The organism is Rhodococcus sp. H29-C3 (genome assembly GCF_030063405.1).
Lineage (GTDB): Bacteria > Actinomycetota > Actinomycetes > Mycobacteriales > Mycobacteriaceae > Rhodococcoides.
The window spans coordinates 229,310-253,945 of record NZ_JASITC010000006.1; the positions used below are offsets into that span (position 1 = coordinate 229,310).

General features: G+C 61.1%; 32 protein-coding genes. 10 read left to right on the plus strand and 22 right to left on the minus strand.

What is annotated here, in order from left to right; translation table 11 throughout:
* The 9 genes from rpmD to rplN all read right to left on the minus strand — a co-directional run bounded on the left by rpmD (position 1) and on the right by rplN (position 4,141).
* Entirely contained in the window at positions 1–180 is a 180-nt protein-coding gene (gene rpmD / locus QMK32_RS16270; protein ID WP_084348471.1) for a 50S ribosomal protein L30, read from the minus strand.
* Complete coding sequence (gene rpsE, locus QMK32_RS16275) at positions 180–851, minus strand: 30S ribosomal protein S5 (RefSeq protein ID WP_269302965.1); 672 nt, start codon at positions 849–851, stop codon at positions 180–182. Before rpsE ends, rpmD begins: the two co-directional genes overlap by 1 nt.
* A 34-nt stretch (positions 852–885) precedes the next feature.
* Positions 886–1,302, minus strand: coding sequence for a 50S ribosomal protein L18 (gene rplR, locus QMK32_RS16280; protein ID WP_088943008.1), 417 nt, complete (start codon positions 1,300–1,302; stop codon positions 886–888).
* A gap of 1 nt (position 1,303) precedes the next feature.
* Complete coding sequence (gene rplF / locus QMK32_RS16285) at positions 1,304–1,843, minus strand: 50S ribosomal protein L6 (RefSeq protein ID WP_269302963.1); 540 nt, start codon at positions 1,841–1,843, stop codon at positions 1,304–1,306.
* A 14-nt stretch (positions 1,844–1,857) separates the two neighbouring features.
* Entirely contained in the window at positions 1,858–2,256 is a 399-nt protein-coding gene (gene rpsH, locus QMK32_RS16290; RefSeq protein ID WP_084348475.1) for a 30S ribosomal protein S8, read from the minus strand.
* A 434-nt stretch (positions 2,257–2,690) separates the two neighbouring features.
* On the minus strand, positions 2,691–2,876 hold the full coding sequence (locus tag QMK32_RS16295; protein ID WP_084348476.1) for a type Z 30S ribosomal protein S14: 186 nt from the start codon (positions 2,874–2,876) through the stop codon (positions 2,691–2,693).
* A gap of 4 nt (positions 2,877–2,880) precedes the next feature.
* Complete coding sequence (rplE, locus tag QMK32_RS16300; RefSeq protein ID WP_084348477.1) at positions 2,881–3,453, minus strand: 50S ribosomal protein L5; 573 nt, start codon at positions 3,451–3,453, stop codon at positions 2,881–2,883.
* A 1-nt stretch (position 3,454) separates the two neighbouring features.
* Complete coding sequence (gene rplX / locus QMK32_RS16305; protein WP_283476106.1) at positions 3,455–3,772, minus strand: 50S ribosomal protein L24; 318 nt, start codon at positions 3,770–3,772, stop codon at positions 3,455–3,457.
* Positions 3,773–4,141, minus strand: a complete 369-nt coding sequence (rplN, locus tag QMK32_RS16310) for a 50S ribosomal protein L14 (RefSeq protein WP_084348479.1) — start codon at positions 4,139–4,141, stop codon at positions 3,773–3,775.
* 250 nt (positions 4,142–4,391) lie between these two features.
* On the opposite strand from rplN, the gene QMK32_RS16315 reads away from it, so the two are divergent.
* The 3 genes from QMK32_RS16315 to QMK32_RS16325 are packed head-to-tail and all read left to right on the plus strand — an operon-like array spanning position 4,392 to position 9,267.
* A complete protein-coding gene (locus tag QMK32_RS16315) occupies positions 4,392–5,462 on the plus strand; it encodes a DUF559 domain-containing protein (RefSeq protein WP_283476107.1) in 1,071 nt (356 codons plus the stop codon).
* Positions 5,459–6,094 carry a hypothetical protein gene (locus QMK32_RS16320; RefSeq protein ID WP_283476108.1) on the plus strand — a complete coding sequence of 212 codons (636 nt, stop codon included), beginning with the start codon at positions 5,459–5,461 and terminating at the stop codon, positions 6,092–6,094. The genes QMK32_RS16315 and QMK32_RS16320 overlap by 4 nt, the downstream gene beginning before the upstream one ends.
* On the plus strand, positions 6,094–9,267 hold the full coding sequence (locus tag QMK32_RS16325; protein ID WP_283476109.1) for a helicase HerA domain-containing protein: 3,174 nt from the start codon (positions 6,094–6,096) through the stop codon (positions 9,265–9,267). Before QMK32_RS16320 ends, QMK32_RS16325 begins: the two co-directional genes overlap by 1 nt.
* A 147-nt stretch (positions 9,268–9,414) precedes the next feature.
* Here the strand turns inward: QMK32_RS16325 and rpsQ are convergent, their stop codons facing one another.
* From rpsQ to rpsJ, 11 genes are read right to left on the minus strand one after another with little or no spacing between them, the layout of a single operon-like run.
* A complete protein-coding gene (gene rpsQ, locus QMK32_RS16330) occupies positions 9,415–9,693 on the minus strand; it encodes a 30S ribosomal protein S17 (RefSeq protein WP_084348482.1) in 279 nt (92 codons plus the stop codon).
* Positions 9,690–9,935, minus strand: a complete 246-nt coding sequence (rpmC, locus tag QMK32_RS16335) for a 50S ribosomal protein L29 (RefSeq protein WP_072806568.1) — start codon at positions 9,933–9,935, stop codon at positions 9,690–9,692. Before rpmC ends, rpsQ begins: the two co-directional genes overlap by 4 nt.
* Positions 9,935–10,351, minus strand: a complete 417-nt coding sequence (gene rplP, locus QMK32_RS16340; protein ID WP_084348483.1) for a 50S ribosomal protein L16 — start codon at positions 10,349–10,351, stop codon at positions 9,935–9,937. Before rplP ends, rpmC begins: the two co-directional genes overlap by 1 nt.
* Before the next feature lie 2 nt (positions 10,352–10,353).
* Positions 10,354–11,160: a 30S ribosomal protein S3 gene (gene rpsC / locus QMK32_RS16345; protein ID WP_088943003.1), complete on the minus strand. Its 807-nt coding sequence runs from the start codon at positions 11,158–11,160 to the stop codon at positions 10,354–10,356.
* Positions 11,160–11,591 (minus strand): 50S ribosomal protein L22, encoded by a 432-nt coding sequence (gene rplV, locus QMK32_RS16350; RefSeq protein ID WP_084348485.1) that lies wholly within the window; start codon positions 11,589–11,591, stop codon positions 11,160–11,162. The genes rpsC and rplV overlap by 1 nt, the downstream gene beginning before the upstream one ends.
* Positions 11,588–11,869, minus strand: coding sequence for a 30S ribosomal protein S19 (rpsS, locus tag QMK32_RS16355; RefSeq protein WP_008718309.1), 282 nt, complete (start codon positions 11,867–11,869; stop codon positions 11,588–11,590). Before rpsS ends, rplV begins: the two co-directional genes overlap by 4 nt.
* Before the next feature lie 13 nt (positions 11,870–11,882).
* Positions 11,883–12,722 carry a 50S ribosomal protein L2 gene (gene rplB / locus QMK32_RS16360; protein WP_136169584.1) on the minus strand — a complete coding sequence of 280 codons (840 nt, stop codon included), beginning with the start codon at positions 12,720–12,722 and terminating at the stop codon, positions 11,883–11,885.
* A 39-nt stretch (positions 12,723–12,761) separates the two neighbouring features.
* A complete protein-coding gene (gene rplW / locus QMK32_RS16365; RefSeq protein ID WP_027496310.1) occupies positions 12,762–13,067 on the minus strand; it encodes a 50S ribosomal protein L23 in 306 nt (101 codons plus the stop codon).
* Positions 13,064–13,741: a 50S ribosomal protein L4 gene (rplD, locus tag QMK32_RS16370; RefSeq protein ID WP_283476115.1), complete on the minus strand. Its 678-nt coding sequence runs from the start codon at positions 13,739–13,741 to the stop codon at positions 13,064–13,066. The genes rplW and rplD overlap by 4 nt, the downstream gene beginning before the upstream one ends.
* The gene (rplC, locus tag QMK32_RS16375; RefSeq protein WP_136169586.1) at positions 13,738–14,403 is read right to left on the minus strand and encodes a 50S ribosomal protein L3; all 666 of its coding nucleotides are present in this window, start codon (positions 14,401–14,403) and stop codon (positions 13,738–13,740) included. The genes rplD and rplC overlap by 4 nt, the downstream gene beginning before the upstream one ends.
* Before the next feature lie 14 nt (positions 14,404–14,417).
* Positions 14,418–14,723, minus strand: coding sequence for a 30S ribosomal protein S10 (gene rpsJ, locus QMK32_RS16380; protein ID WP_003938093.1), 306 nt, complete (start codon positions 14,721–14,723; stop codon positions 14,418–14,420).
* A 510-nt stretch (positions 14,724–15,233) separates the two neighbouring features.
* Here rpsJ and QMK32_RS16385 point away from each other — a divergent pair.
* From QMK32_RS16385 to QMK32_RS16415, 7 genes are all read left to right on the plus strand, one after another.
* Entirely contained in the window at positions 15,234–15,737 is a 504-nt protein-coding gene (locus QMK32_RS16385) for a hotdog fold domain-containing protein (RefSeq protein WP_269302945.1), read from the plus strand.
* Between the two features lie 36 nt (positions 15,738–15,773).
* Positions 15,774–16,670, plus strand: coding sequence for a prephenate dehydrogenase dimerization domain-containing protein (locus tag QMK32_RS16390; protein WP_269302944.1), 897 nt, complete (start codon positions 15,774–15,776; stop codon positions 16,668–16,670).
* Positions 16,667–17,620, plus strand: coding sequence for a diiron oxygenase (locus tag QMK32_RS16395; RefSeq protein WP_283476118.1), 954 nt, complete (start codon positions 16,667–16,669; stop codon positions 17,618–17,620). Before QMK32_RS16390 ends, QMK32_RS16395 begins: the two co-directional genes overlap by 4 nt.
* Before the next feature lie 134 nt (positions 17,621–17,754).
* The gene (locus QMK32_RS16400) at positions 17,755–18,798 is read left to right on the plus strand and encodes an ATP-binding cassette domain-containing protein (RefSeq protein WP_283476119.1); all 1,044 of its coding nucleotides are present in this window, start codon (positions 17,755–17,757) and stop codon (positions 18,796–18,798) included.
* Between the two features lie 56 nt (positions 18,799–18,854).
* Entirely contained in the window at positions 18,855–19,640 is a 786-nt protein-coding gene (locus QMK32_RS16405) for an ABC transporter permease (RefSeq protein WP_283476121.1), read from the plus strand.
* Positions 19,637–20,494: an ABC transporter permease gene (locus QMK32_RS16410; RefSeq protein ID WP_283476124.1), complete on the plus strand. Its 858-nt coding sequence runs from the start codon at positions 19,637–19,639 to the stop codon at positions 20,492–20,494. The genes QMK32_RS16405 and QMK32_RS16410 overlap by 4 nt, the downstream gene beginning before the upstream one ends.
* 151 nt (positions 20,495–20,645) lie before the next feature.
* A complete protein-coding gene (locus QMK32_RS16415) occupies positions 20,646–21,614 on the plus strand; it encodes an esterase/lipase family protein (protein WP_283476125.1) in 969 nt (322 codons plus the stop codon).
* 94 nt (positions 21,615–21,708) lie between these two features.
* Here the strand turns inward: QMK32_RS16415 and QMK32_RS16420 are convergent, their stop codons facing one another.
* Together QMK32_RS16420 and QMK32_RS16425 are read right to left on the minus strand one after the other, a co-directional pair.
* Entirely contained in the window at positions 21,709–22,773 is a 1,065-nt protein-coding gene (locus QMK32_RS16420) for an alpha/beta hydrolase (RefSeq protein ID WP_084348495.1), read from the minus strand.
* A gap of 134 nt (positions 22,774–22,907) precedes the next feature.
* Positions 22,908–24,636 (minus strand): thioesterase domain-containing protein (locus QMK32_RS16425; RefSeq protein ID WP_283476126.1); only part of this gene is annotated, 1,729 nt, incomplete at its 5' end.

The window sequence follows — 24,636 nt, forward strand, 5'->3', positions numbered from 1 at the left end:
TTAGACCTCCTCAACTGTTACGAGGTGGCGCACCTTGTTGACCAGACCGCGATTTTGCGAGTTGTCCTCGCGGAGGACCGTCTGGCGAATGCCTTTGAGTCCGAGAGTCCGCAAGGTGTCACGCTGTGTCGCGCGCTGGCCGATGGTGCTTCTGATCTGGGTGACCTTGAGCTGCGCCATTACTTGACCGCTCCTGCCTGTGCACGTGCACGCAGCATCCCGGCGGGTGCAACCTCTTCGAGGGTCAGACCGCGGCGAGCCGCGACTTCCTCGGGACGCTGCAGACCCTTGAGTGCTGCGACGGTGGCGTGCACGACGTTGATGGCGTTGTCGCTACCGAGCGACTTCGACAACACGTCGTGAATACCAGCGCACTCCAGGACGGCGCGAACTGCACCGCCGGCGATGACGCCGGTACCTGGGCTGGCCGGACGCAGCATTACGACACCAGCCGCAGCTTCGCCCTGAATCGGGTGCGTGATGGTGCCAGCGATCATCGGAACGCGGAAGAAGCTCTTGCGAGCTTCCTCGACACCCTTCTGGATCGCCGCAGGAACTTCCTTGGCCTTGCCATAGCCGACGCCGACCAAACCGTTGCCGTCTCCGACGATGACGAGGGCGGTGAAGCTGAAGCGACGACCACCCTTGACCACCTTGGAGACGCGGTTGATGGCAACCACGCGCTCGATGAAGTTCGACTTGTCGGCAGCGTTTCCGCCGCGCGAGTTGTCACGACGGTCACGACCACCGCGGTTGTCACCGCGCTGGCTGTTGTCACCGCCGGCTGCGTTCGGGCCACTGTTCTGTCCGGCGGGGCCGCTTCCGCCGTCACGCCGTTGACGTCCCGGCATCAGGCTGTCCTTCCGTTTTCGGTCATTGTCATCATCAGAACGTCAACCCGCCTTCGCGAGCCGCTTCTGCCAGAGCCGCAATGCGGCCGCTGTAGCTGTTTCCACCGCGGTCGAACACGACAGCGTCGATTCCGGCAGCCTTCGCACGGCTGGCGATGAGCTCGCCCACCTTGGCGCTGACAGCCTTCTTGTCGCCATCGAGTGCACGCACGTCGGCTTCGATGCTCGAGGCGCTCGCGAGCGTACGGCCCGCAAGATCGTCGACCAGCTGGACGTGAATGTGACGCGAAGAACGGTTGACGACCAAGCGAGGACGCTCGGGCGTTCCGGAGATCTTCTTCCGAAGGCGGAAATGACGGCGTGCCTTCGACAGGCGACGCTTCGTCGACACGTCCGTGCCGCGCGGAGTGCGCTTCACGACGTTCGCTTTGTCTGCTGTTTGCTGGCTCATATCACTTACCCGTCTTCCCGACCTTGCGGCGGATAACTTCACCCTCGTAGCGGATGCCCTTACCCTTGTACGGGTCGGGGCGCCGCAGACGACGGACGTTGGCCGCGATCTGGCCGACCTTCTGCTTATCGATGCCGATGATGGTGAATCGCGTGGGCGACTCGACCGTGAACGTGATGCCCTCAGGTGCTTCGATCAGCACGGGGTGGCTGTAACCGAGCGCGAACTCGAGGTCCTTGCCCTTCACCACAACGCGGTAGCCGACGCCGTGGATCTCCATCTTGGTGGTGTAACCGTTGGTGACACCGGTGATGAGGTTTGCGACGAGGGTTCGCGAAAGGCCATGCAGCGAGCGACTACGACGCTCGTCGTCCGGACGGGTGACAGCGAGAGTGCCATCTTCCGAACGGGCAATCTGGATGGGTTCGGCGATCGTCAACTCGAGGGCACCCTTGGGGCCCTTGACCGCGATGTTCTGCCCGTCGATCGTGATGTCAACGCCCGCGGGGACCGTGACCGGCAATTTTCCAATACGTGACATGGTGGTGGCCTCCCCTACCAGACGTAGGCGAGGACTTCTCCGCCCACACCCTGCTTGGCCGCCTGACGCTCCGTAAGCAAGCCTGTGGACGTGGAGATGATCGCCACGCCCAGGCCGCCGAGAACCTTGGGCAGATTGGTGGATTTTGCGTATACGCGAAGACCGGGCTTCGAGATACGACGGATGCCTGCGAGGCTGCGCTCGCGGCTGGGTCCGTATTTGAGGTCGACGATGAGGGTCTTGCCCACCTCGGCGTCCTCAGTGCGGAAATCTGCGATGTAGCCCTCGCGCTTGAGGATGTCGGCGATATTCGCCTTCAACTTCGAGTGGGGAAGCTTCACCTCGTCGTGGTACGCCGAATTGGCGTTGCGCAGACGGGTCAAGAAGTCTGCAATTGGATCGGTCATCGTCATGGTGTGACCTGTGCACCTTTCTCGTAGCGGTTCCCATGCAGCACGCGCGAGCTGGTGCCCCGAACAGGGCCTGACTCGTCACATCGTGGGCCTACAGCGAAGTGAACATGTCCTGACCGACTGTTGCCGGTCAGGGGTTGCGCTCCCGGCAATGCACGAATCGATGGCACATCAGATGCGCGCACATGCACTGCCGAGTGTCTCTAGCAACATGCTGGAAACTCGAGCTGCTCGGGCCGTGTGCAGACACGACGGGACCCGGGCAACCGGTTAAGTGTAGACACGTGAGCTTCCAATTCCAAATCGAGCCGACGTGTCACTCGATGCTACGGTCCCGGATATGCCTACTACTGGGTAAACAGAAAATGGGTGTGGGTTCCTGGAACGGAACCCACACCCATCGACGTGGTCGAACGAGGCCCGAGGGCCTCAGATCACCAGGAGCTCTTGCGAACGCCGGGAAGTTCTCCTGCATGTGCCATTTCGCGGACACAAATTCGGCACAGGCCGAACTTGCGGAATACTGCGCGGGGACGGCCGCAGCGGTTGCAACGTGTGTAACCTTGCACCGCGAACTTCGGCTTCTTGTTGGCCTTGTTGACCAATGCCTTTTTCGCCATGGACTCAGTTCTCCTTGAACGGGAAGCCGAGGTGCTTGAGCAACGCACGGCCTTCTTCGTTGTTGGTTGCGGTGGTCACCACGGTGATGTCCATGCCGCGCGGACGATCGATCTGGTCCACGTCGATCTCATGGAACATCGACTGCTCGTTGAGGCCGAACGTGTAGTTTCCGTTGCCGTCGAACTGCGTGCCGGAGAGGCCGCGGAAGTCCCTGATACGGGGAAGGGCAATGGAGGTCAACCGGTCCAGGAATTCCCACATGCGGTCGCCACGAAGTGTGACGCGGGCGCCGATGGGCATGCCTTCGCGGAGCTTGAACTGAGCAATTGACTTGCGAGCCTTGCGGATCTCCGGCTTCTGACCGGTGATCGCTGCCAGGTCGGCAACTGCACCGTTGATCAGCTTGGCGTCACGGGCGGCGTCGCCGACGCCCATGTTGACGACGACCTTGACGACACCGGGGATCTGCATGACGTTCTCGTATGCAAACTCGGTGTTCAGGGCGTCTTTGATCTCGGCGCGGTAGCGCGCCTTGAGGCGGGGCTGTACGCCCGCGGTGTTCTCAGTGGTAGTCATCTCAGATGTCCTTCCCGTTTTTCCGGGAAATCCGAACGCGCTTGCCGGTCTCCTCGTCGGTCCGGTAACCCACACGCGTCGGGTTTCCGTCCGAATCGACTACTGCAACGTTCGATACGTGGATCGGGCCTTCCTGTGTGACGATGCCGCCCGAAGACGCGCCACGCTGGTTGGAAGAGACCGCAGTGTGCTTCTTGATGCGGTTGACGCCCTCGACGAGAACCTTGTCATTGTCCGGGTAGGACTGAATGACCTTGCCCTTCGCGCCCTTGTCCTTGCCTGCGATCACGAGAACGGTGTCGCCCTTGTGCACCTTCATTTACAGCACCTCCGGGGCGAGCGAAACGATCTTCATGAACTTCTTCTCGCGCAGCTCGCGGCCGACCGGGCCGAAGATGCGGGTTCCACGGGGATCGTTGTCCGGCTTGATCAGCACGGCAGCGTTCTCGTCGAAACGGATGTACGAGCCATCCGGACGGCGGCGCTCCTTGACGGTGCGGACGATGACGGCCTTGACGATCTCGCCCTTTTTGATGTTTCCACCGGGAATGGCATCTTTCACCGTAGCTACGATGATGTCGCCGATTCCGGCGTAGCGACGTGACGAGCCACCGAGAACGCGGATGCAAAGGATTTCCTTCGCGCCCGTGTTGTCAGCGACGCGTACTCGCGACTCCTGCTGAATCACTAACTTCTCCTAGACCTGGATTTGCTTACGCGCCGGATTTCCGTCCCGACGCGCGCGGTCGGCTGCCAGGACGGCAGTGGCACGAAGACACACTGCTGCCTCAGGCAACCGGTCAAGTGTAGGGGAAACAGCCGAAGGAGTCCAAATCGGTGAACCCGAAAGAGGCAACTGGATGCGAGAAGAGAAACGGACCACCGGTATGGTTTCTCGATGTGTATGGGCAGCGCAGGAGCGAACCGGTGACTATGGCATGACAATTGGACACGTCGACACGTGGGGTCTCCCCCTCGATCGAGCCGTCTGCCTCGTGGGCGCACCCGGAGATGCGATCGCGGTCGCGCTCGAGGATCTGTCGGACACGGCCGCTGCCTTGATTCGCGTTCATGTCGAGCCGAGGGACCGTCAGGCAGCTGTGATCGAGCAGGTGCTCTCGGCGCTGACTACGATCGCGATCGAACTGTTCCCTGCGTGGTTGCCCGACGCATCGTCGATCACCGGTCGCAGCTCGCTGGATTTCGCGGCGGTTCGGATCCACGCACGCCGGCTGGCCGCGACGAGCGATCACTACGGCCCGTTCCTGGCGGATCTCGCCGAACGATCCCTCGGCAACGATGTAATGGGACATCAGTTCTCCGACGCCGAGGTGGCGGAAGGGTTGGCCGGCATCCTCGGTGCCAGTTGGCAACGTGCGCAGGTCGCGCTTCTGTTGGGTTCGGACGAGCTGTCATCGATGCAGCAGCGCGCCCTCGCGGCTGCGTCGGAGTGGCTGGCCGCCCGCGGGTTCGCCGTATGGCTCGTCGACAATCCAGTGCCCACCGTCGACCGACTGTCCAGCGTGTTCGTGACGTTGCCACGGGAACTACTCGAAGTGGAAGACACCGGCCAGCGCTCTCGAACGAGGCCCGATGTCGAGTATTGGGCTGTCGCTGGAAGGCCTCACCCGGGCAGCGACGTCGAGAAGAGCGTCGACCGAGAGCTTTCCAAGCGTTCGTGGGCCACGAATCGGCGACTCAATCACCCTTTCCAATACAACGACATCGCGCAGAAGTACTTCCTCGACATCGTGTGGCTCGAAGACTTGTTCGCCGTCGAGTTGGACGGTCACGAACATCGGTCCGTATGGAGTAAAGCCAAGGACGACAAGCGTGACGAGATTCTTCGTGCCGTGGGCTTCGAGGTCCTGCGGATTCCCAACGAGCGAGTACATGCAGACGTATGGCAGGTTGTCGACGAGATACAGGCTGCGCTGTACCGCCACCGCATCATCCGAGACTCAGATCCGAACACACTTACTGCCACGAAAGAAGGATCACACCAGTGACAACCGAGCTGACATTCGTCGAACGGACAACACTGCTCGTATTGATGGCGGAATCTCGGCCACTGAAGCTCACAGAGCTGAGAACCCTCGGCTCCGAACTGAGCGCGAAGTCACGGGAGAAACTGCTCGGGGCCGAACTGATCGGGGTCGAGAAGGTCGGCCGCGGAATAGTTGTCGACCTCACGGACACGGGATGGGCCCGCGGAAGCCAAGAGTTCGGCGCTCCCACCCCGTCACAGGCGAGCCGCAGTGGCGGCAAGACTTTGTACACACTGCTGCGCGCAATGCGGCGATACTTCGATCGCGTCGGGATCGAACCCAACGAGGTGTTCCTGCCCGCTACAGCGGGCACGACCCAGAAGCACGCCAGCATCGATCCCGAAAGCCTGGTTCGCAACAGTTATCGCCATCTTGCCAGTGAGCCGCGTGCATGGGTCTCGCTGACGCGACTTCGCGGAGCTCTGCCGACCTTGGATCGATCGGCGCTGGACGCGGCTCTGACTTCGCTCTACCGCGCCCAGGAGATCAACCTGATCCCCGAAGCCAACCAGGCGACCTTGACCGAAGACGACCGCACAGCAGCACTCCATATCGGCGGCCAGTCACGTCACATGATGAAGATCGACCGCTGATGACTTTGGACGCCGAGCAGTACGCAGCACTCTCCTCCATTCAACTGACCTGGGCCCCCACTCCCGACGACGTCTGGCGCACCAACGAACTTCACGTCGGTGGAATGAACGAGAATTCACTGAGCAGCGTCATGCGATCGTTCGACGAAGCCGACAAGCGATCGACCTCGAAGCCATTGGGAGTGGTGATCCAGGGCGCCGCCGGGTCGGGAAAAACTCACATGTTGGGCCAGGTTCGTGACAAGGTTCAAAGCGCCGGCGGATACTTCTTCCTGATCGAATTGCTCGACGAGAAAGTTTTCTGGGACTCCGTCCTCCACGGAATACTCACCGACATCGAGAGGCCCACACCAGGTTTCGACAGCCAGCTCGAGAAGCTTCTCTGGGATCTCGGAACCGACGTCGGACTGGGTCGCATGGAATGCCGGGCTCTGCAGGGCGAGCGCACCGTCAGCCCCGATTTGATATCGAAGTTCATCGATCGACTGCGTCGCAAGTACCCGGACCTCAAACAAGCACGTCACACACTGCGGGCACTGGTATTGGCAGCGAGCGCTGACTTCGACCTGCAGGATCTGGGCGACGCGTTCCTACGGTCGAACGATGCACTCGACCACGAACAGCGGACGTACTGGGGTCTGCCCAATGCCGTGCTGACCTCACAGCAAGTGGCCGTCGATATTTCGTGGCTGCTTTCGCTGAGCGCTCCCACTGTCGTCGCTGTCGATCAGATCGACACCCTCATCGCGCAGTCGCGCATGCAGAGCGATCCGAAAGGAGTCTTCACTACAGAACAGGGCACCCAGCTCGACAACATAGCTCACGGCCTGATGGGGTTGCGGCAGAACCTGGTCCGTACCGTAGCGGTCATTTCACTACTACCCAGCGCTTGGACTTTCATCGCTGACAACACGGTCGAGTCGGTCAAAGACCGCTTCCACGTAGCCGAATCGCTGCATCAGATTCCGACGAGAGAGATCGGCGTCGAAATCGTCGCCAAACGCTTCGCCGCCCGATACGAAGAGGCTGGATTCACTCCTCCACATCCGACGTGGCCCATCGCGCCCGAAGCATTCGACGATGTGAATCTCTACAATCCGCGGACACTGCTGCGCACCGTGGATGACCACATCCAAAATTGCCTACGCAACAACGACATCACCGAACTTGAAACCCTGAACCCAGCCGTCACGCCGCCGGCAACGCCACCTCCTCCCCCAGGCGATTTCGCAAAACTCGATGCCCGATTCGCGGAGCTGCTCGCCGTAGCCGATCTCTCGGCACTCGACGCCGACGACGAGGACGACACGGCGCCCTCACTTTTCGGTGCTGGACTCGATGCCTGGATCACCGAAACTGGAACGGTAGAGCACAAATTCACGCGCGACGCCGAACCCGGGCGCAAACCGTCCCTCCATGGGCGGATACGGCGAATCCTGGACGACGTCACGGACGACCAAGAGCACTGGGGATTCCGCGCGATTGCCGCTACCCATCCGATCTCCGTCCAAAACAGGATCCAAAAGGCATGCACTGCTGCTGGATTGACGCAGGGAACCGACAAGCGACGACTGGTGATCCTCCGGTCTGCGCCATGGCCGAGTGGGCCCAAGACCGCAAAAACGGTGCAAGCATTCGAGGATGCGGGCGGGATCGTCGTCTCGTTCACCGAAAGCGATGTGCTCGCACTGTCCGCGTTGAAAGCCCTCGCCTCCGAGAAGGACGAGAACCTGCAGGCGTGGCTGGTTGCCAGACAGCCCGCTCACAAGATCGCCCTGTTCCGCGACGTACTTCCGACGACACCGGTTCTCGACGAAGCAGCGGGAGCGAACACCGTGGTTCGCCCACCGGCTACCGATCCCGGACTGTTCCCAGCCACCGCCGCGCGAACCGGACAACAGACTCCGGCACCGGCCGTGCCGGGGCCACCAGCACAGCCGCTCTCGGACACCGCGATCCCGCTGGGAACACCGACAGAAGGTGGTCCCGAGGTCAGTGTCGAACTGGAGACACTGCGTAAGCACACCGCCATCTTCGCCGGTTCCGGTTCCGGCAAAACGGTTCTCATCCGTCGCCTTCTCGAGGAGTGCGCACTCAAAGGCGTCTCGGCAATCGTGCTCGATCCCAACAACGACCTGTCGAGACTGGGCGTCGAGTGGCCCAGCGATGCTCGCACTTGGACGGGCGACGACGAAGCCAAGGCCTCGGACTACTTCTCCAACAGTGAGGTGGTCGTATGGACACCTCGCCGTAGTGCCGGTCGAGCGTTGAGCTTTCAGCCTTTACCGAATTTCGCGGAGGTCATCGACGATCCCGACGAGTTCGACTCCGCTGTGGAGAGTGCCTTGTCGTCGTTGGCTCCGCAGGCAATGGCAGTAGGCGGAACGGCCAAAAGTCGACAGATGATGGCAGTACTTCGTCAAGCGCTGGTCGACTTCGGCCACCGTTCCCAGGGAAACCTGGACGATTTCATCGACCTCCTCGAGAACTTCCCGGACGGCGCCAGCACCCTCAAGAACGGTGTGAAGATTGCTGCCGACCTCGCAGAGAACTTGAAAGCGTCCACGACCACCGATCCCTTGTTCGGCGGTGCGGGATCATCGGCGGATCCGGGGATGCTGCTCACTCCCAGCACAGGCAAAGGCGCACGAATCTCGGTCATCAACATGTCAGGGCTGACGACGGCATCGCAAAAGGAGAACTTCGTCAATCAGCTGCAGATGGCGCTGTTCGCATGGATCAAGAAGAACCCGGCCGGCGATAGGCCTCTCGGTGGATTGTTCGTGCTCGACGAGGCCCAGAACTTCGCCCCATCCGACCGAACGACGATCTGCCTCCACAGCACTCTTGCGCTGGTGTCACAGGCCAGGAAGTACGGATTGGGGATGGTCTTCGCGACCCAGGCACCGAAGGGTCTCAACAACAAGATCCCGGGAAACTGTGGCACACAGTTCTACGGTCGCCTCAACGCACCGGTACAAATCGAAGCTGCCAAGGAAGTTGCGCGGGTCAAGGGCGGCACAATCCCCGACATCGGCAAACTTCCCGCCGGCGAGTTCTATGCAGCGGTCGAGGAATCCTCGTTCGTGCGCACCAAAACCAGGCTGTGCCTGTCGTATCACCCGAAGAGTCCACCGACCGAAGAAGAGGTCATCCTCTTGGCACGAGGATGAGGCAAGCGGAACGGTTGCGCTGAAAACGTCAGCCCACGAAGACAACAGTGCCGTTGTGCGCGGCCTACCGTGAATCCGCTTGCTCGCCTACACACAACAAAGCCCCCGTCCGCGACAGCGAACGGGGGCTTTGTTGTGTACTGCTACTTACTTGGCCTTTTCGAGAACCTCTACCAGACGCCAGTGCTTCGTGGCGGACAGCGGGCGGGTCTCCATGAGCTGAACGCGGTCGCCTACACCGGCGACACCGTTCTCGTCATGAGCCTTGACCTTCGTGGTGCGACGGATGATCTTGCTGTAGAGAGGGTGCTTGACCCTGTCTTCGAGCTCGACCACGATCGTCTTCTCCATCTTGTCGGAGACGACATAGCCGATCCGAATCTTGCGGTTGTTGCGTGTTTCAGTCACTGTCTTTTCCTCGCTCATGCCGCGTCACCTGCAGTGTCCTCGGCAGGACCGGTGGCCAGACCGAGCTCGCGCTCACGCAACACCGTGTAGATACGAGCAATCTCGTGGCGTACTACGCGCAGGCGACGGTTGTTGTCCAACTGTCCGGTCGCCATCTGGAAGCGAAGGTTGAAGAGCTCTTCCTTCGACTCGCGCAGCTTGTTGACCAATTCTTCACCGGTGAGCTCACGGAGCTCTGCGGCTGGGGTTCCGGTAGCCATCAGAACTGCTCCTCCCGGGTGATAATGCGTGCCTTGATAGGCAGCTTGTGGATGGCGCGAGTAAGAGCCTCACGCGCAACGGTGTCGTCCGGGTATGAGAGCTCGAAGAGCACACGACCCGGCTTGACGTTCGCAATCCACCACTCGGGTGAACCCTTACCGGAACCCATGCGGGTCTCGGCAGGCTTCTTGGTGAGGGGGCGGTCCGGGAAGATGTTGATCCAGACCTTGCCACCACGCTTGATGTGGCGAGTGATCGCGATACGAGCAGCCTCGATCTGACGGTTCGTGATGTAGGCGGGCTCGAGAGCCTGAATGCCGTAGTCACCGAACGTCACAGCGGTTCCGCCCTTGGCGGCACCCGAACGTCGCGGGTGGTGCTGCTTGCGGTGTTTGACCCGCCGTGGGATCAACATCGTCAGCCCTCCTGTTTCGGCTCGGACGAGGCCGGAGCCTCGGCGGATGCAGCGCGACCGGCCTCAGTGCTGGTCGCGGTGGTGCCCGAGGCACCTGAGCGACGCGGACGTGACGGACGTTCGCGACGCGGGCGCTCGGGTCCGCCGGCAGCCGGAGCTGCAGCAGCGAGCTCGCGCTTGCCACCGACGATGTCGCCCTTGTAGATCCAGACCTTCACGCCGATACGACCGAAGGTGGTCTTGGCCTCGTACAGCCCGTAGTCGATATCCGCACGAAGAGTGTGCAGCGGCACACGGCCTTCGCGGTAGAACTCCGACCGGGACATCTCGGCGCCGCCGAGACGGCCGGAGCACTGGACACGGATGCCCTTGACGTTCGGCTGACGCATGGCCGACTGGATGGCCTTACGCATTGCGCGACGGAAAGCGACGCGGTTGCTGAGCTGCTCGGCAACACCCTGTGCCACGAGCTGAGCCTCGGACTCGGCGTTCTTGACCTCGAGGATGTTGAGCTGAACCTGCTTGCCGGTCAGCTTCTCGAGAGCTCCGCGGATGCGGTCCGCCTCGGCGCCACGACGGCCGATGACGATTCCCGGGCGTGCCGTGTGGATGTCCACGCGGACACGATCACGGGTGCGCTCGATTTCGACCTTCGCGATACCCGCGCGCTCCATGCCGGTGGCAAGAAGCTTGCGGATGGCGACGTCTTCCTTGACGTACTCCGAGTACTGCTTGTCTGCGTACCAACGCGACTTCCAGTCAGTGGTGATACCCAAGCGGAAGCCGTGCGGGTTGATTTTCTGACCCACTACTGAGCCCCTTCCTTGGACGCCTGGCCCTTACGACGGTTACGACTCGTTCCGCCGGTCTTGGGCAGGCTCTCGACGATCACCGTGATGTGACTCGTGCGCTTGCGGATCCGGAATGCCCGGCCCTGAGCGCGCGGCTGGAATCGCTTGAGGGTCGCGCCCTCGTCGACGAATGCAGTCGCCACGATCAGCGTGCTGGGATCGAGATCGAGGTTGTTCTCTGCGTTCGCCGCTGCTGAAGCGATCACCTTGGCGACCGGCTCGCTGGCTGCCTGTGGCGCGAACTTCAGGATGTTTAGCGCGTCCTCTACGGAGCGCCCGCGAACCATGTCCACGACACGACGAGCCTTCATCGGCGTCACGCGAACGTGCTTCGCGATTGCCTTTGCGGTCGGGTTGGCAGTCGGATTGGCGGTTTCGGTCTTACTCATCGCCTCTTCGCCTTCCGGTCGTCCTTGATATGACCCTTGAACGTACGGGTCGGTGCGAACTCTCCGAGCTTGTGTCCGACCATCGAGTCGGATACGAACACCGGCACGTGCTTGCGGCCGTCGTGCACCGCGAACGTGTGTCCGATGAAGTCGGGGAGAATTGTCGAGCGACGGGACCAGGTCTTGATGACCTGCTTGGTTCCCTTATCGTTCTGGACGTCAACCTTCGCGAGGAGGTGATCGTCTACGAACGGGCCTTTCTTCAGGCTGCGTGGCATTCTGAACTCCCTCCTAGCGCTTGTTCTTGCCGGTACGGCGACGACGGACGATGAGCTTGTCGCTCGCCTTCTTCCTACTGCGGGTACGGCCTTCGGCCTGTCCCCACGGGCTGACCGGGTGGCGGCCACCGGAGGTCTTACCCTCACCACCACCGTGCGGGTGGTCGACCGGGTTCATCACGACACCACGGACGGAGGGGCGCTTGCCCTTCCAACGCATGCGGCCGGCCTTGCCCCAGTTGATGTTCGACTGCTCGGCGTTGCCGACCTCGCCGACAGTTGCGCGGCAGCGCACGTCGACGCGACGGATTTCACCGGAAGGCATACGCAACGTGGCGTAGGCGCCTTCCTTACCGAGGAGCTGGATGCTCGCGCCGGCAGAACGTGCCATCTTCGCGCCGCCGCCCGGACGAAGCTCGACCGCGTGAATGGTCGTACCCGTCGGGATGTTGCGCATAGGCAGGTTGTTGCCCGGCTTGATGTCGGCGTTGGCGCCCGATTCGATCGGTGACCCCTGGACGATGCCCTTGGGTGCGACGATGTAGCGCTTCTCGCCGTCTGCGAAGTGCAGCAATGCGATGTTGGCTGTGCGGTTCGGGTCGTACTCGATGTGAGCGACCTTGGCCGGCACGCCGTCTTTGTCGTTGCGACGGAAATCGATCAGACGGTACGCGCGCTTGTGTCCGCCACCCTTGTGCCGGGTGGTGATACGACCGTGTGCGTTACGTCCACCGCGACCGTGCAGGGGGCGAACCAGCGACTTCTCGGGTGTGCTGCGAGTGATCTCCGCGAAATCGGAGACGCTCGAACCACGACGGCCCGGAGTGGTCGGCTTGTACTTACGGATTGCCATGAGTCTTCTCGTCCTCTATATCCGAAGAGTCCCAGTCGCTTACGCGACCGGACCTCCGAAGATCTCGATGGGCTTGCTGTCGGCGGAGAGCGTTACGAGCGCACGCTTGGTGTCTTTGCGCTTGCCGTAACCGAATCGGGTCCGCTTTCGCTTGCCCTGACGGTTCATCGTATTGACGCTGGTCACGGTGACGTCGAAAATCTTCTCGACAGCAATCTTGATCTGCGTCTTGTTCGAGTCCGGGTGCACCAGGAAGGTGTACGTTCCCTCTTCGATCAGTCCATAGGACTTCTCGGAGATGACCGGCGCCAGCAAGATGTCGCGGGGATCGGCGATGGTGGTCACTTGCTACCCTCCTCGTTCTTCGCAGGACCTGCGATGAACGTATTCAGCGCTTCCACGCTGAAGATGACGTCATCAGCTTCGAGCACGTCGTACGTGTTGAGCTGGTCGGGTGCAATGGGATGCACGCCGTCCAGGTTCTGGACGCTCTTCCACGCTGCGGTGTCTTCGCGGCCGACGACGAGCAGGACCTTTTTACGGTCCGAGAGCTCGGCGAGGAACGTTTTGGCACCCTTTGTGGAAGGAACCTGCCCGGCAACCAGTTCGGTGATGACGTGAATGCGCTCGCTGCGAGCCCGATCGGAGAGGGCACCGCGCAGAGCGGCAGCAATCATCTTCTTGGGTGTGCGCTGGCTGTAGTCACGCGGCTTCGGTCCGTGGACCGTGCCGCCGCCGACGAACTGAGGTGCACGCGTCGAGCCCTGACGGGCGCGACCGGTTCCCTTCTGACGGTATGGCTTCTTGCCGCCACCGCGAACCTCGCCACGAGTCTTCGTGGAGTGGGTTCCCTGACGAGCTGCTGCGAGCTGCGCAACGACGACCTGATGCAGGAGCGCGATGTTGGCAGGCGCGTCGAAGATTGCGGCAGGCAGATCAACGGTTCCGTTGGTCTTGCCGCCGAGCTCCTTGACGTTCAGCGTCAGGTTGGTTTCGGTCTTCTTGTCGAGGCTGGTCATGCCCGTGCACCACCCTTCAATGCAGACTTGACGATCACGACGTTGCCGCGACGGCCCGGGATTGCTCCCTTGATCAGCAGAAGCCCGTTCTCGCTGTCCACCTTGTGGACCGAGAGGTTCTGCGTGGTTACGCGATCGCCGCCCATACGTCCGGCCATGTTCTTTCCCTTGAACACGCGGCCGGGAGTAGCGCAGGCTCCGATGGATCCTGGGCGACGGTGCACAGCCTGTGTACCGTGGCTTGCTCCCTGACCCTTGAAGCCGTGACGCTTCATGGTTCCGGCGAAGCCTTTGCCCTTGCTGGTGCCGGTGACGTCGACGTATGCGCCGTCCTCGAACACTGCCGCAGTGAGTTCCTGGCCTACCTCGAACTTGGAGGCGTCGGCAACGCGGAATTCCACGACGTGACGACGGGGCGTAACGCCTGCCTTGTCGAACTGGCCGGTGATCGGCTTGTTGACCTTGCGCGGGTCGATTGCACCGAATGCGACCTGGACGGCGCTGTAGCCGTCGCGCTCCATGGTGCGGATCTGGGTGACCACGTTAGGGCCTGCCTTGATCACAGTCACCGGAACGACGCGGTTGTTCTCGTCGAAGACCTGGGTCATTCCGAGCTTGGTGCCCAGAATTCCTGTTGCAGGCCGATTCTTGTTATCAGTCATCGTTGTCTCCGCGCTCACTGGATGTTGACATCGACACTGGCAGGCAAATCGATGCGCATGAGCGCGTCGACCGTCTTCGGCGTCGGGTCGAGGATGTCAATGAGCCGCTTGTGAGTGCGCATCTCGAAGTGTTCGCGCGAATCCTTGTACTTGTGGGGCGAACGGATGACGCAGTACACGTTCTTTTCGGTCGGCAACGGCACCGGTCCGACGACGCGGGCACCCGTACGGGTGACCGTCTCGACGATCTTGCGTGCTGACGCATCGATCGCCTCATGGTCGTAGGCCTTGAGCCTGATGCGGATCTTCTGTCCCGCCACGCTTAGTGTCCTTTTCTTGCCGCTTGTCGTAGAACCGGCCGTTCGGCCCGCTCCACCTCGTATGCACAGTCCCCGAGTCCGGCCGACTCGGAAGCCGTCGAACTCGAACTGCCTTCGTGCTCACACGACGAACCGAACGTTGGCGATCAGGCGTTACCCGATCCGTTGCCGCTGTTCATCTGTCATGGTTCTCCGGTCCACGCGGTCGGGCGTGTCGTATTTCTACTCACATTTCGACCGTTGCTTCGTCATCTTCGACCCGGGGGTCTTCGCTTTCGAAGCTGCAGAACCGGACGCACTCACTCGGAGTGCTGATTCTTCGTGCTGCATTTTCGTAACACTTGATCCAACTGCTTGGAACTACTCACCTAGGTGCGGCCGCGAAAGACCGCGTCCCGTGTCCAGGCAACCCGACCAGTATGCCGCAGACATGACTCGAGCACAAATCAGGCCTGGTGCACATTCACTACTCGTTTTCCGAAGGAACTTACCGAACAGTAAGGTCGGACCATGAATTCGACGCTACCCGACACCGGACTCACCTATCGCGCCTGGCTACGGCTCCCACGGAACTCAATAGGATCGGCCGTGTTCTCGCTCGCGATGTGTGTGCGCGTGCCCTATTTCGGCTCTGTTCTCCCCCGCGTTCGCTCGATGGCTCCGGGCAAATGCACCGTGACGGCCCCGAAGTGGTGGGGAATCCGAAACCATCTCGGGACCTTTCACGCCATCGCCGCATGCAATCTCGCCGAAGCGGCCATGGGAATGCTCGCCGAGGCGACCGTGCCGACGACCCATCGCTGGATTCCCAAGGAGATGAACGTCCGCTATCTGGCGAAAGCCACCACATCGTTGACTGCTATCGCAGAGTTGGCCGAACTTCCCGACTTCGACGCGATCGACGACTACATCGAAGACGGGTTCGATCTCGTCGTTCCCGTATCCGTGACCGATGCACACGGACTCGAGGTGGTGCACGCCGACATCACGGTGTGGATCTCCCGCAACCGTTGAGTGATGCCGGAGACCGGAAGAGGCAATACTGCTCGTATGAAGAGGTTCGATGCCGTGGTCATCGGCGGCAGCGGTGAGGTCGGCCGATTGATCGCCTCCCTACTGGCCGCGGATGGCGACACGGTGCTCACTCTCGACCCGGTCGCCCCGACCACTGCAAGTCCCGGCATCGACCACCTCATCGGCGACATCGTCCACCCTGACGCCGAAGTACGAGCGGTGCTTCGAGCCACGCCGCTTGTCGTACTAGCGGTACCCGAATCGGTGGCGTTCGAGAGCGAATTGACCTTACTCGGCGCGCGCTCACTGCTGGTGGAGACTCTGTCCGTCAAGTCGGCGTTCGCCCAAAAAGTTGCCGGTGCCGACCCACCCGGCTCGATTGTGGGCATCAACCCCATGTTCGCTCCATCTCTCGGGATGAACGGCCGCCCAGTGGCCGCCGTGGTCCATCGCGGCGGCGGCGGAGTCGAGGACTTTCTCGGCCGAATCTCCGGCTGGGGCGGTCGAGTCGTGCGCGTCGACGCCGACCAGCACGATCGACTGGCCGCGGCGACACAGGCGCTGACCCACGCCACTGTGTTGGCCTTCGGTTCGGCTCTGGCGAAGCTAGAAGTGGACCCGAGATCGATCGATTCTCTCGCTCCACCGCCGGCTACCACGCTGCTCGCTCTTGTCGATCGCGTCGCCAGCGGTGAGCCGGAGGTGTACTGGGATGTTCAGGCAGGTAACCCCTACGCCGGGCGTGCCAGAACCGCGCTCGCCGAATCGCTCCGAGAATTGGACGAGATCGTCTCCTCCGAGTCCGAGACCGACTTCAGATCCTTCGTGGCGCAGGCCGGCACAGCCGTGCCGAACCACACTGCTTACCAGGCTCTGTGCACACGTCTTTTCGGTATCGTTCGTGGTACCGCACACGAGGGGGATCGATCATGATCGAGAAGCCGTCATTACCGGACTTCGACGCGGACGACGTCGTAGAGAGTGCCGTCGTGTCACGACTGGCAGGCAATTGGAACAAGCGGGCCATTGTCAAGAAGAGCGAGCCCGACCTCGACGATCTTTTCGACACCTCGAAGCACGACTACCCCGAGGCATTGATTCCGTTCGCCGACCACGACGTATACCGCACTCTTTCGGACATCACCAGAGCAAAGTTGCGAGCTTGGGGTTGGATCGCCTTCAACAAGAACGTCATGGACGTGGAACAGCATGTCGTACATCCGGGCTTTGCCCTGCTGGCTCAGGATGCGTTCGACATCGGCATGGGCGACATGACGGCGATCGCCGTCACGCAAGCCATGGTCGACGAGCAGTACCACACACTCATGCACCTGAATGCGAGCGCGCTGACGCGCCGCAAGAGGGGCTGGGCACTGCCGGATCGGTGCCTTCCACTCAGCGGCACAGTCCGCAGAAGGCACGCCACTCAGGCGAGTGCGGTCGATTCCAACGACGCTGCTCTCAATTCACTGGCATTCATGACGGTGGCCGAGATATCGATTACGTCCTACCTGAATCTGATCGAAGACAACGACATCATCCAACCGGTGAATCGCGCCACTGTCGCGCTACACAATCGAGACGAGTATTGCCATGCGTCGATCGCCGACGAGATGGCCGCCATTGTGTTCGAATCCTTGAATTCGGGAGATCGTCGGATATTTCTCGACGGTCTTGCCGACGGAATGGACGCATTTTCCAGCACCGATTTCTCGACTTGGTCTGCGATTCTCCACCAAGAAGGCATCGTCGGCGGGGATCTTATGCTGCGTGAAGTCGAGACGGACGGCAGTCGCAAGCAATTGGTTCAGGACTACGGCGGAATTCGATCATTGTGCAGGAAACTCGACATAGAAGACGAAATCGGTATCGATTGGGCTTAGACGCAAAATTGCGTTGGAGCAACCGGCAGGTAACGTTTCGGCGGGGTGCACCCGATGAGTGACGTGAAGGATGCCCCTCACAATTTGCTCCACTGCCCTTCTGCCCGCTCCAGAACCGACCGCACGGAGTATCGATGCCCTTATCCGAGGACGTAGCTGTACTTGTGGAGGACGTCCACAAATCGTTCGGTGACGTTCATGCGCTCCGCGGGATCAGTTTCTCGGCACCCAAAGGGACGGTTCTCGGAATCCTCGGCCCGAACGGCGCCGGTAAGACCACCGTTGTCAAGGTCCTCTCGACACTGCTCAGCCCGGACACGGGACGAGCTCTGGTCGCCGGACACGACGTCGTCACCGATGCCGCATCGGTGCGTCGGTCGATCATGATGACCGGCCAGTATGCGGCGCTCGACGACACCTTGTCAGGCCGAGAGAACATCGAATTGTTCGGCCGTCTGATGGGATTGGACAAGAAGGCATCGAAGACGCGGGCACTCGCACTTCTCGAAGAGTTCGATCTGGCCGACACCGGCAAGCGACCCGTCCGGGGCTATTCCGGTGGCATGCGTCGACGAATCGACATCGCGTGCGGTCTCGTCGTCCGTCCCCAGGTCGTGTTTCTGGACGAGCCGACTACCGGACTCGATCCCCGGAGCCGCCAGGGAGTCTGGTCGCTCGTGGAAGCGCTGAAAGCACAGGGAATCACGGTCCTGCTCACCACTCAATATCTCGAGGAAGCCGATGTATTGAGCGACAACATCATCGTCATCGACAAGGGCACCGTCATCGCTGAGGGAACCTCGGACGAGTTGAAAGCTCGAACCGGTGGCAGCTACTGCGAAGTGGTCCCCCTCGACCCGTCGCAGTTGCAGCATGTGGCCCACGTGCTCGGCGAACTCCTTCCCCCCGCTAATCGCGTCGACCTCGGTCCGGAAGCGGTGCAGCTCTCGGTCCCTGCCCCGGACGGTGCTGCAACTTTGTCCGAAATCCTGCGACGCATCGACACCGCTGGAATCGCCCTCGCCGACATCGCACTTCGCCGTCCCTCGCTCGATGATGTCTTCCTCACTCTGACCGGCCACTCACATTCGAGTGATGAAGAGGTTCCGGTTTCGACCGAGGTCGGACCGCCTACGCCCCCAACTACCCGGACCGAGTCCGAAGTCGAGTACCGATGACGGCGACGAGCGCACGCACGCGTGTATCCGGTTCGGACCTTGTCAGCGGTTCTTCGATGTCCACTACCTCGGTCCGACGACAGGGCCGGCCGTCCGGCTTCGTGCAATGGCAGGTCCTGACGGCTCGGTCGGTATGGACAATGGTGCGCCACGGCGAGCTCGTGGTGGCGGTCGTTGCACCGCTCATCTTCACCGTCGGCTTCTACCTGCCACTCAAGTTCGTCATGCAACTTCAGGGTATCGATTACGCCCAGTTCTTGATGCCGATCATCGTGCTCCAGGCGATGGCCTTCACAGCGATCTCAGCGTCGCAACGTGCTTCGTCCGAATCGTTGAGTGGGCTCAATATGCGATTGCAGACCATGCCAGTAGTAGGCGCAGTGCCGCTGGTGTCACGGATCTCGTCCGGAGTCGTCCGATCGGTGGTGTCGCTGACGGCTGCCCTCTCATTCGGTTACGTCATCGGCTTCCGGTTCAGTGCGGGGTTGGGACAGGCCGTCCTGTTTTGCGCGTTCGCGTTGGCGATCAGCACGATGCTCTCGATCGGCGCAGACGCGATCGGCACTCTGTCGAAGAGTCCGGAATCGACCAGCCAAATGCTCACGCTTCCCCAGTTGATCCTCGGGATGGCTTCGTGCGGCTTCGTTCCCGAATCGGGGTTTCCCGAATGGATCCGACCCTGGGTGCGGAATCAGCCGATCTCCCAATTTTCGTTCTCGATGCGCGACATGGCCGAGGGCGGCGTCAGTTTCCACGTACTGTTTCCCTCGCTCATATGGATTTTTGGATTGCTAGCGGTATTCATTCCCCTGGCCATGTGGGCTAGTTCGAGGCGCTCATGACTGCCTCATCCATCGCGCCCGGTAGCACCCCGCCGGTAAGCCGATTGACGTTCCCGGAGCCGACCCTCGACTATGCCGAGAATTCTGCCCGCGCACTATGGGCGCACAGTCTGATTCAGTGCAAGCGGCTTCTCATCCGATGGACTCGCGATCCGTCGACGATGATTCAGGCACTGCTCTACCCTGCCTTGACGCTCCTCATGTTCAGGATCGTGCTCGGCAACTCGATCTCCGCCGCGACGGGCTCACCGAGCGTGTACGGGACGGTTCCTATGATCGCGCTGGTCGGTGCGATGTTCGGATCGATTGTCAGTGCCGTCGGCTTGAAGGGCGAGAAGACGAGCGGCCTGCTCAGTCGGTTCGCGACTACGCCCACCCACCGAGCATCCGGCCTGGCCGGACGCATGATGGCCGAGGCCATTCGGGTGTTTGCGACGACGATCGTCATCGTCGCGGTGGGGATGGTCCTCGGTTTCCGCTTCAATCAGGGAATTCCGTCTGCCATCGCGCTCTTACTGCTACCGATTGCGTTCGGGATCGGCTTCGCGGTCATGGTGACATTCCTCGCCACCGTCGCTGGTCAAACTCCTCTCGTGGAGGTCGTCTCTATTGGCTGCACGTTGCTGATGTTCTTCAATTCCGGATTCGTTCCAGTCGCTGCGTACCCACCGTGGCTCCAGCCCGTCGTAGCCGCTCAGCCCATGTCGTGCGCGGTAGATGCGATGCGCGGCCTATCGCTGGGTGGGCCGGTGTTGGTTCCGGTGTTGCAGACACTCGCGTGGGCGGTGGGCATGGTCGCGGTTTTTCTGTACCCCGCAATCCGAGGATACAAGCGTGCGGCCGAGACTGGATAGTAGGTAAAAGTTCACTTATCAACGCTTTCAGGTTGTTTTAGCTGCACCCGGCGCTGTTATCGTGAGAGACGAACCGGAGACGAACCTCGCCTCTGGTTTTTGCTTTGAGCGCTACCTCCCAGTAGTAGAACCGAACGAAAGGTCGTTGTACGTGCCGAAACACAGAGGCAGGGTCGCCATAGCTCTCGCGTCCGCGGCGTTGATCTCGTTGGGCAGTACAGCAGTGGCGGCTCCGTCTGCAGTGGCCGATATTTCGGGGTCCCCGTTGCCGCCCGAGTTCTCGGACATGGGACCGGCTCCGGCAGGCGCGAACGACTGGTCATGCGTCCCATCCGAAGCGCACCCCCTTCCGGTGGTACTCGTACATGGCACCGGTGCGGATATGGCCACGACGTGGCAGACAATGGCGCCTGCATTAGCCGCCGAAGGCTACTGCGTGTACGCACTCGACTACGGTGCCGTGCGGACGTTACTCGACCCTGACCAAGTGATCTGGGGTCTCGGAGATATACCAGCATCGGCAGCGCGTTTGGCTACGTTCATCGACGCGGTACTTGCTCGAACGGGCGCGCCGAAGGTAGACATCGTCGGTCATTCGCAGGGCGGAACCGTTGCCCGCCAGTATCTGAAGTTCAACGGTGGTGTCGACGATGTCAATCCTTCCAGCAGCAAGGTTGAGAACCTGGTGACGCTGGGTGGCACCAATCATGGGACCAACTTCGGTGGTATCGAGCAGATGTACCTGATCCTCGCCGCTGCTGGATTGGATCAGACGATCATCTCGGAAGTACTTTTCGGCCTGACCGGACTCGGCACTGCCGGTCGTCAGCAATTGATCGGCTCTCCCACCCTGCAACGACTCAATGCAGGCGGCGAAGTCGAACCGGGAGTGCGGTACACGGTAGTGGGCACCAAGTTCGACAAAGTCGTCACACCTCCGGAGAGAACTTTCCTCGATCCGAGCGGTTCAGCCGAGGTCCGGAATATGTGGGTTCAGGACGGCTGTGAGTCCAACGTAGTTCCGCATCAAGGTTTGACCTTCGATGACCGCGTTACCTACATCGTCCAATCCGCGCTCGATCCGACCTTCTCGACCGAGAACGCAGCACCGTGTTCCTGACAGGACAGTAGCGGTATATTTCCCGCCGACATGAAAAAGGCCCCATCCGTAGATTTCCCGGATGGGGCCTTTCTTATTCTTTGGATCTCTGCTGTCAGACCCCGAGCGACCGTGCGAGTACGGGCCACGAGTTCTTCAGATCGTCCTGCCAGTAACCCCACGAGTGGCTCCCGGAATCACGGAAGTTGAACGTGGCAGGGATACCCAGTTCGCCCAAACGGTTGGCCATGTTGTGGGTGCAGTAGTTCGTGGCAGCTTCGATGACTCCACCGACGATGACCTGGTTCGCCAAGGTGCCCGGCTTCCCGTTGATCTCGGGACCATTCAGGTTGTCGTATTGCCCGGGCAATCCGTTGCCATTGGAGATGTAAAGCTCGAGGCCGCGAAGGCCTTCAGCGTGTACATAAGGATCGTTGTCGGCCCACATCGGATCGGTGGGCGGCCCCCACATGTTCAGTGTGTCGCCTCCACCCCACGTTTCGGTGGTGAGCTTGACGAACTGCTGGCCGATCGGATCGCTGGTCTGAGCGCAACCACTGTATGCGGCTACACCCTTGTAGAGCCCCGGCGCATTGATCGCCAACTGCATAACCGAGGTGCCCGACGAAGACACACCGGCAATCGAATTCACGCCGTTCGTGCCGAGACCTGCATCGATCAGCGGGGGTAGTTCTTCGGTGAGGAACGTAGTCCACTTGTTGACACCGAGAACTGGGTCGGCCTGCTTCCAGTCGGTGTAGTAGCTCCACTTGCCACCGACTGGCGAGACCACGTTGACGTTCTTGTCTGCAAAGAAGTCGATCGCATCCGTGCGGTAGCGCCAGGTTGCGCTGTCTTCACCGCCGCCCGCTCCATTGAGGAGGTAGAGAGTGGGGCGAGGAACGCTCGTGTCGGCCGGTCGCCATACGTCGAGCGGCACTTCCTTGTCCATCGCAGCGGAATAGACATAGACAATCAAATGCTGATCGTCCATGACCTTGGTGTGGGTTATCTTCGAGCCGTTGGGTGCGCTCGGGTAGGCGTAGAGGTCTCCGTTGTCGGTGACTGGATCGGCCGAAGCCGTGAAACCACTTGCGGCAAGCGGCAGCAGAGCCATTGCCGCGGCCGCCACTGCTAACTTGGCACCCCTCGCCGAGGGACGTGAATTGACTCTCCGCATAAATCGATTACCTAACTTGTCGGACATACCCTTGTGTGGGGATGCTGTCGGCCGTGCAACCTGCTGACGCGCAGGAACTACGTCGATCCCCCCCGCGCACTGCACTAGCCGCAGAGTTTATCGTGTCTGTCTCATCACCCGTTACGCCCGTCGCTCGTATTCAGGTACGCGTTCAGGATTGGCCCGACCAGCGCGAGGGCCTCCGCACCGGTCATATCCTCGTGAGCCGCATCGACAACGACCTCCCTGACCTCGACTACATGATCGGTCCATTGTGCGGCCGCCTCGACATCCTCGGGATGCGTTCTACCCGCAGTGAAGTAGAGCAGCGGCACATCGAGACGTGCAGGCTTGTAGTCGTTTATCTGGCCAGGAGACGCGACTGCACTCTTGTAGACCGAATGCACCTGTCCCACAGATAGTTCTACCGGACCTTGAACGATTGCAGCGGCGGCCCGAGTAGCCTGTTCGGTGGACAGTACGGTCGGTGTCGACTCATCTTCCTCGATCACGCCCACCGGAACGAGTAAGGACTTCAACTCCGCCTCGAACTCGCTTCGTTCGATGTGCAACACCGAATCCATCATCGTCAACGTCACCGTGTCCCCTGCTTCGCGTAACTGGGCTGCCATCGCATGCGCGATGACACCGCCGAGCGACCATCCAAGAAGGTGATAAGGCCCCGTCGGGCGCACACGACGGACTTCGACGACGTATCGGGCCGCGTACTCGTGAATCGAAGTCGGTACCTCCTCCGACATCGAGAGTCCCGGAGATTGAAGTCCGTAGAGGGGGCGGTCTTCATCCAGGAAGGACATCAGCCCCGCATACGGCCATGCGAATCCGAGCATCGGATGAACGCAGAATACAGGCGCAACATCTCCGTGGTCGCGAATCAGAAGAAGAATGTCGAGTGCATCGCCGGCAGAATGTGTTGCCTCGCTATCGAATTCGTCGATCCTCCTGGCCAAGTCCTCGACTGTCCGATCAGTGAAGAACCACTGCACTCGAACATCGGACGTAGCTACCCTACGAAGCCGAGCGACCGCTTGCGTTGCGATGAGTGAGTTGCCGCCCAACTCGAAGAAGTCGTCGTCGAGCCCCACCCGATCGACATCGAGCACATCCTCGAACACACTCGCCACCACGGACTCCGACTCCGACACCGGCGCGCGGAACTGGCGCACCACAGCGGCAGGCTCCGGCAAAGCCGCACGATCCAACTTCCCCACCGGAGTCAACGGCAACTCGTCGAGAGCGACTACCTGCGAAGGCACCATGTGTCGCGGCAACCGCTCCTTCACCCACCCCCGAATCTCCAACACATCCAGATCCGAACCCGCAGCAGGCAACACATACGACACCAGCACCGTCGCACCCGCCACTCCCTGCTCCCCCGAGCGCGCGACCGTCACCGCGAACTCGACCCCCGGATGCGAGGTCACCACAGCATCGATCTCACCCAACTCGATCCGGAAACCACGCACCTTCACCTGAAAATCACTGCGCCCCACATACTCGATCGAAATGGGCTCACCGCGGTCGTCGCCGATCCACCTCACCACGTCGCCGGTGCGATACATCCGGGAACCATCGACACCGAAGGGATTCGCTAAGAATCGCTCCGAAGTGAGGCTGCATCGGCGGTGGTAACCGCGCGCCAATTGCATTCCAGCCAAATATAATTCACCGGAGACGCCGATCGGAACCGGCTGGAGTCCACCGTCCAACACCAGGGCGGACATCCCGCGGATCGGCGCACCGATCGAGACCACATCCCCCGCCACCAACGCATCCGAAATATTGGACATAATCGTCGTCTCCGTCGGACCATACCCATTGAAAAACTCACGAACACCACCA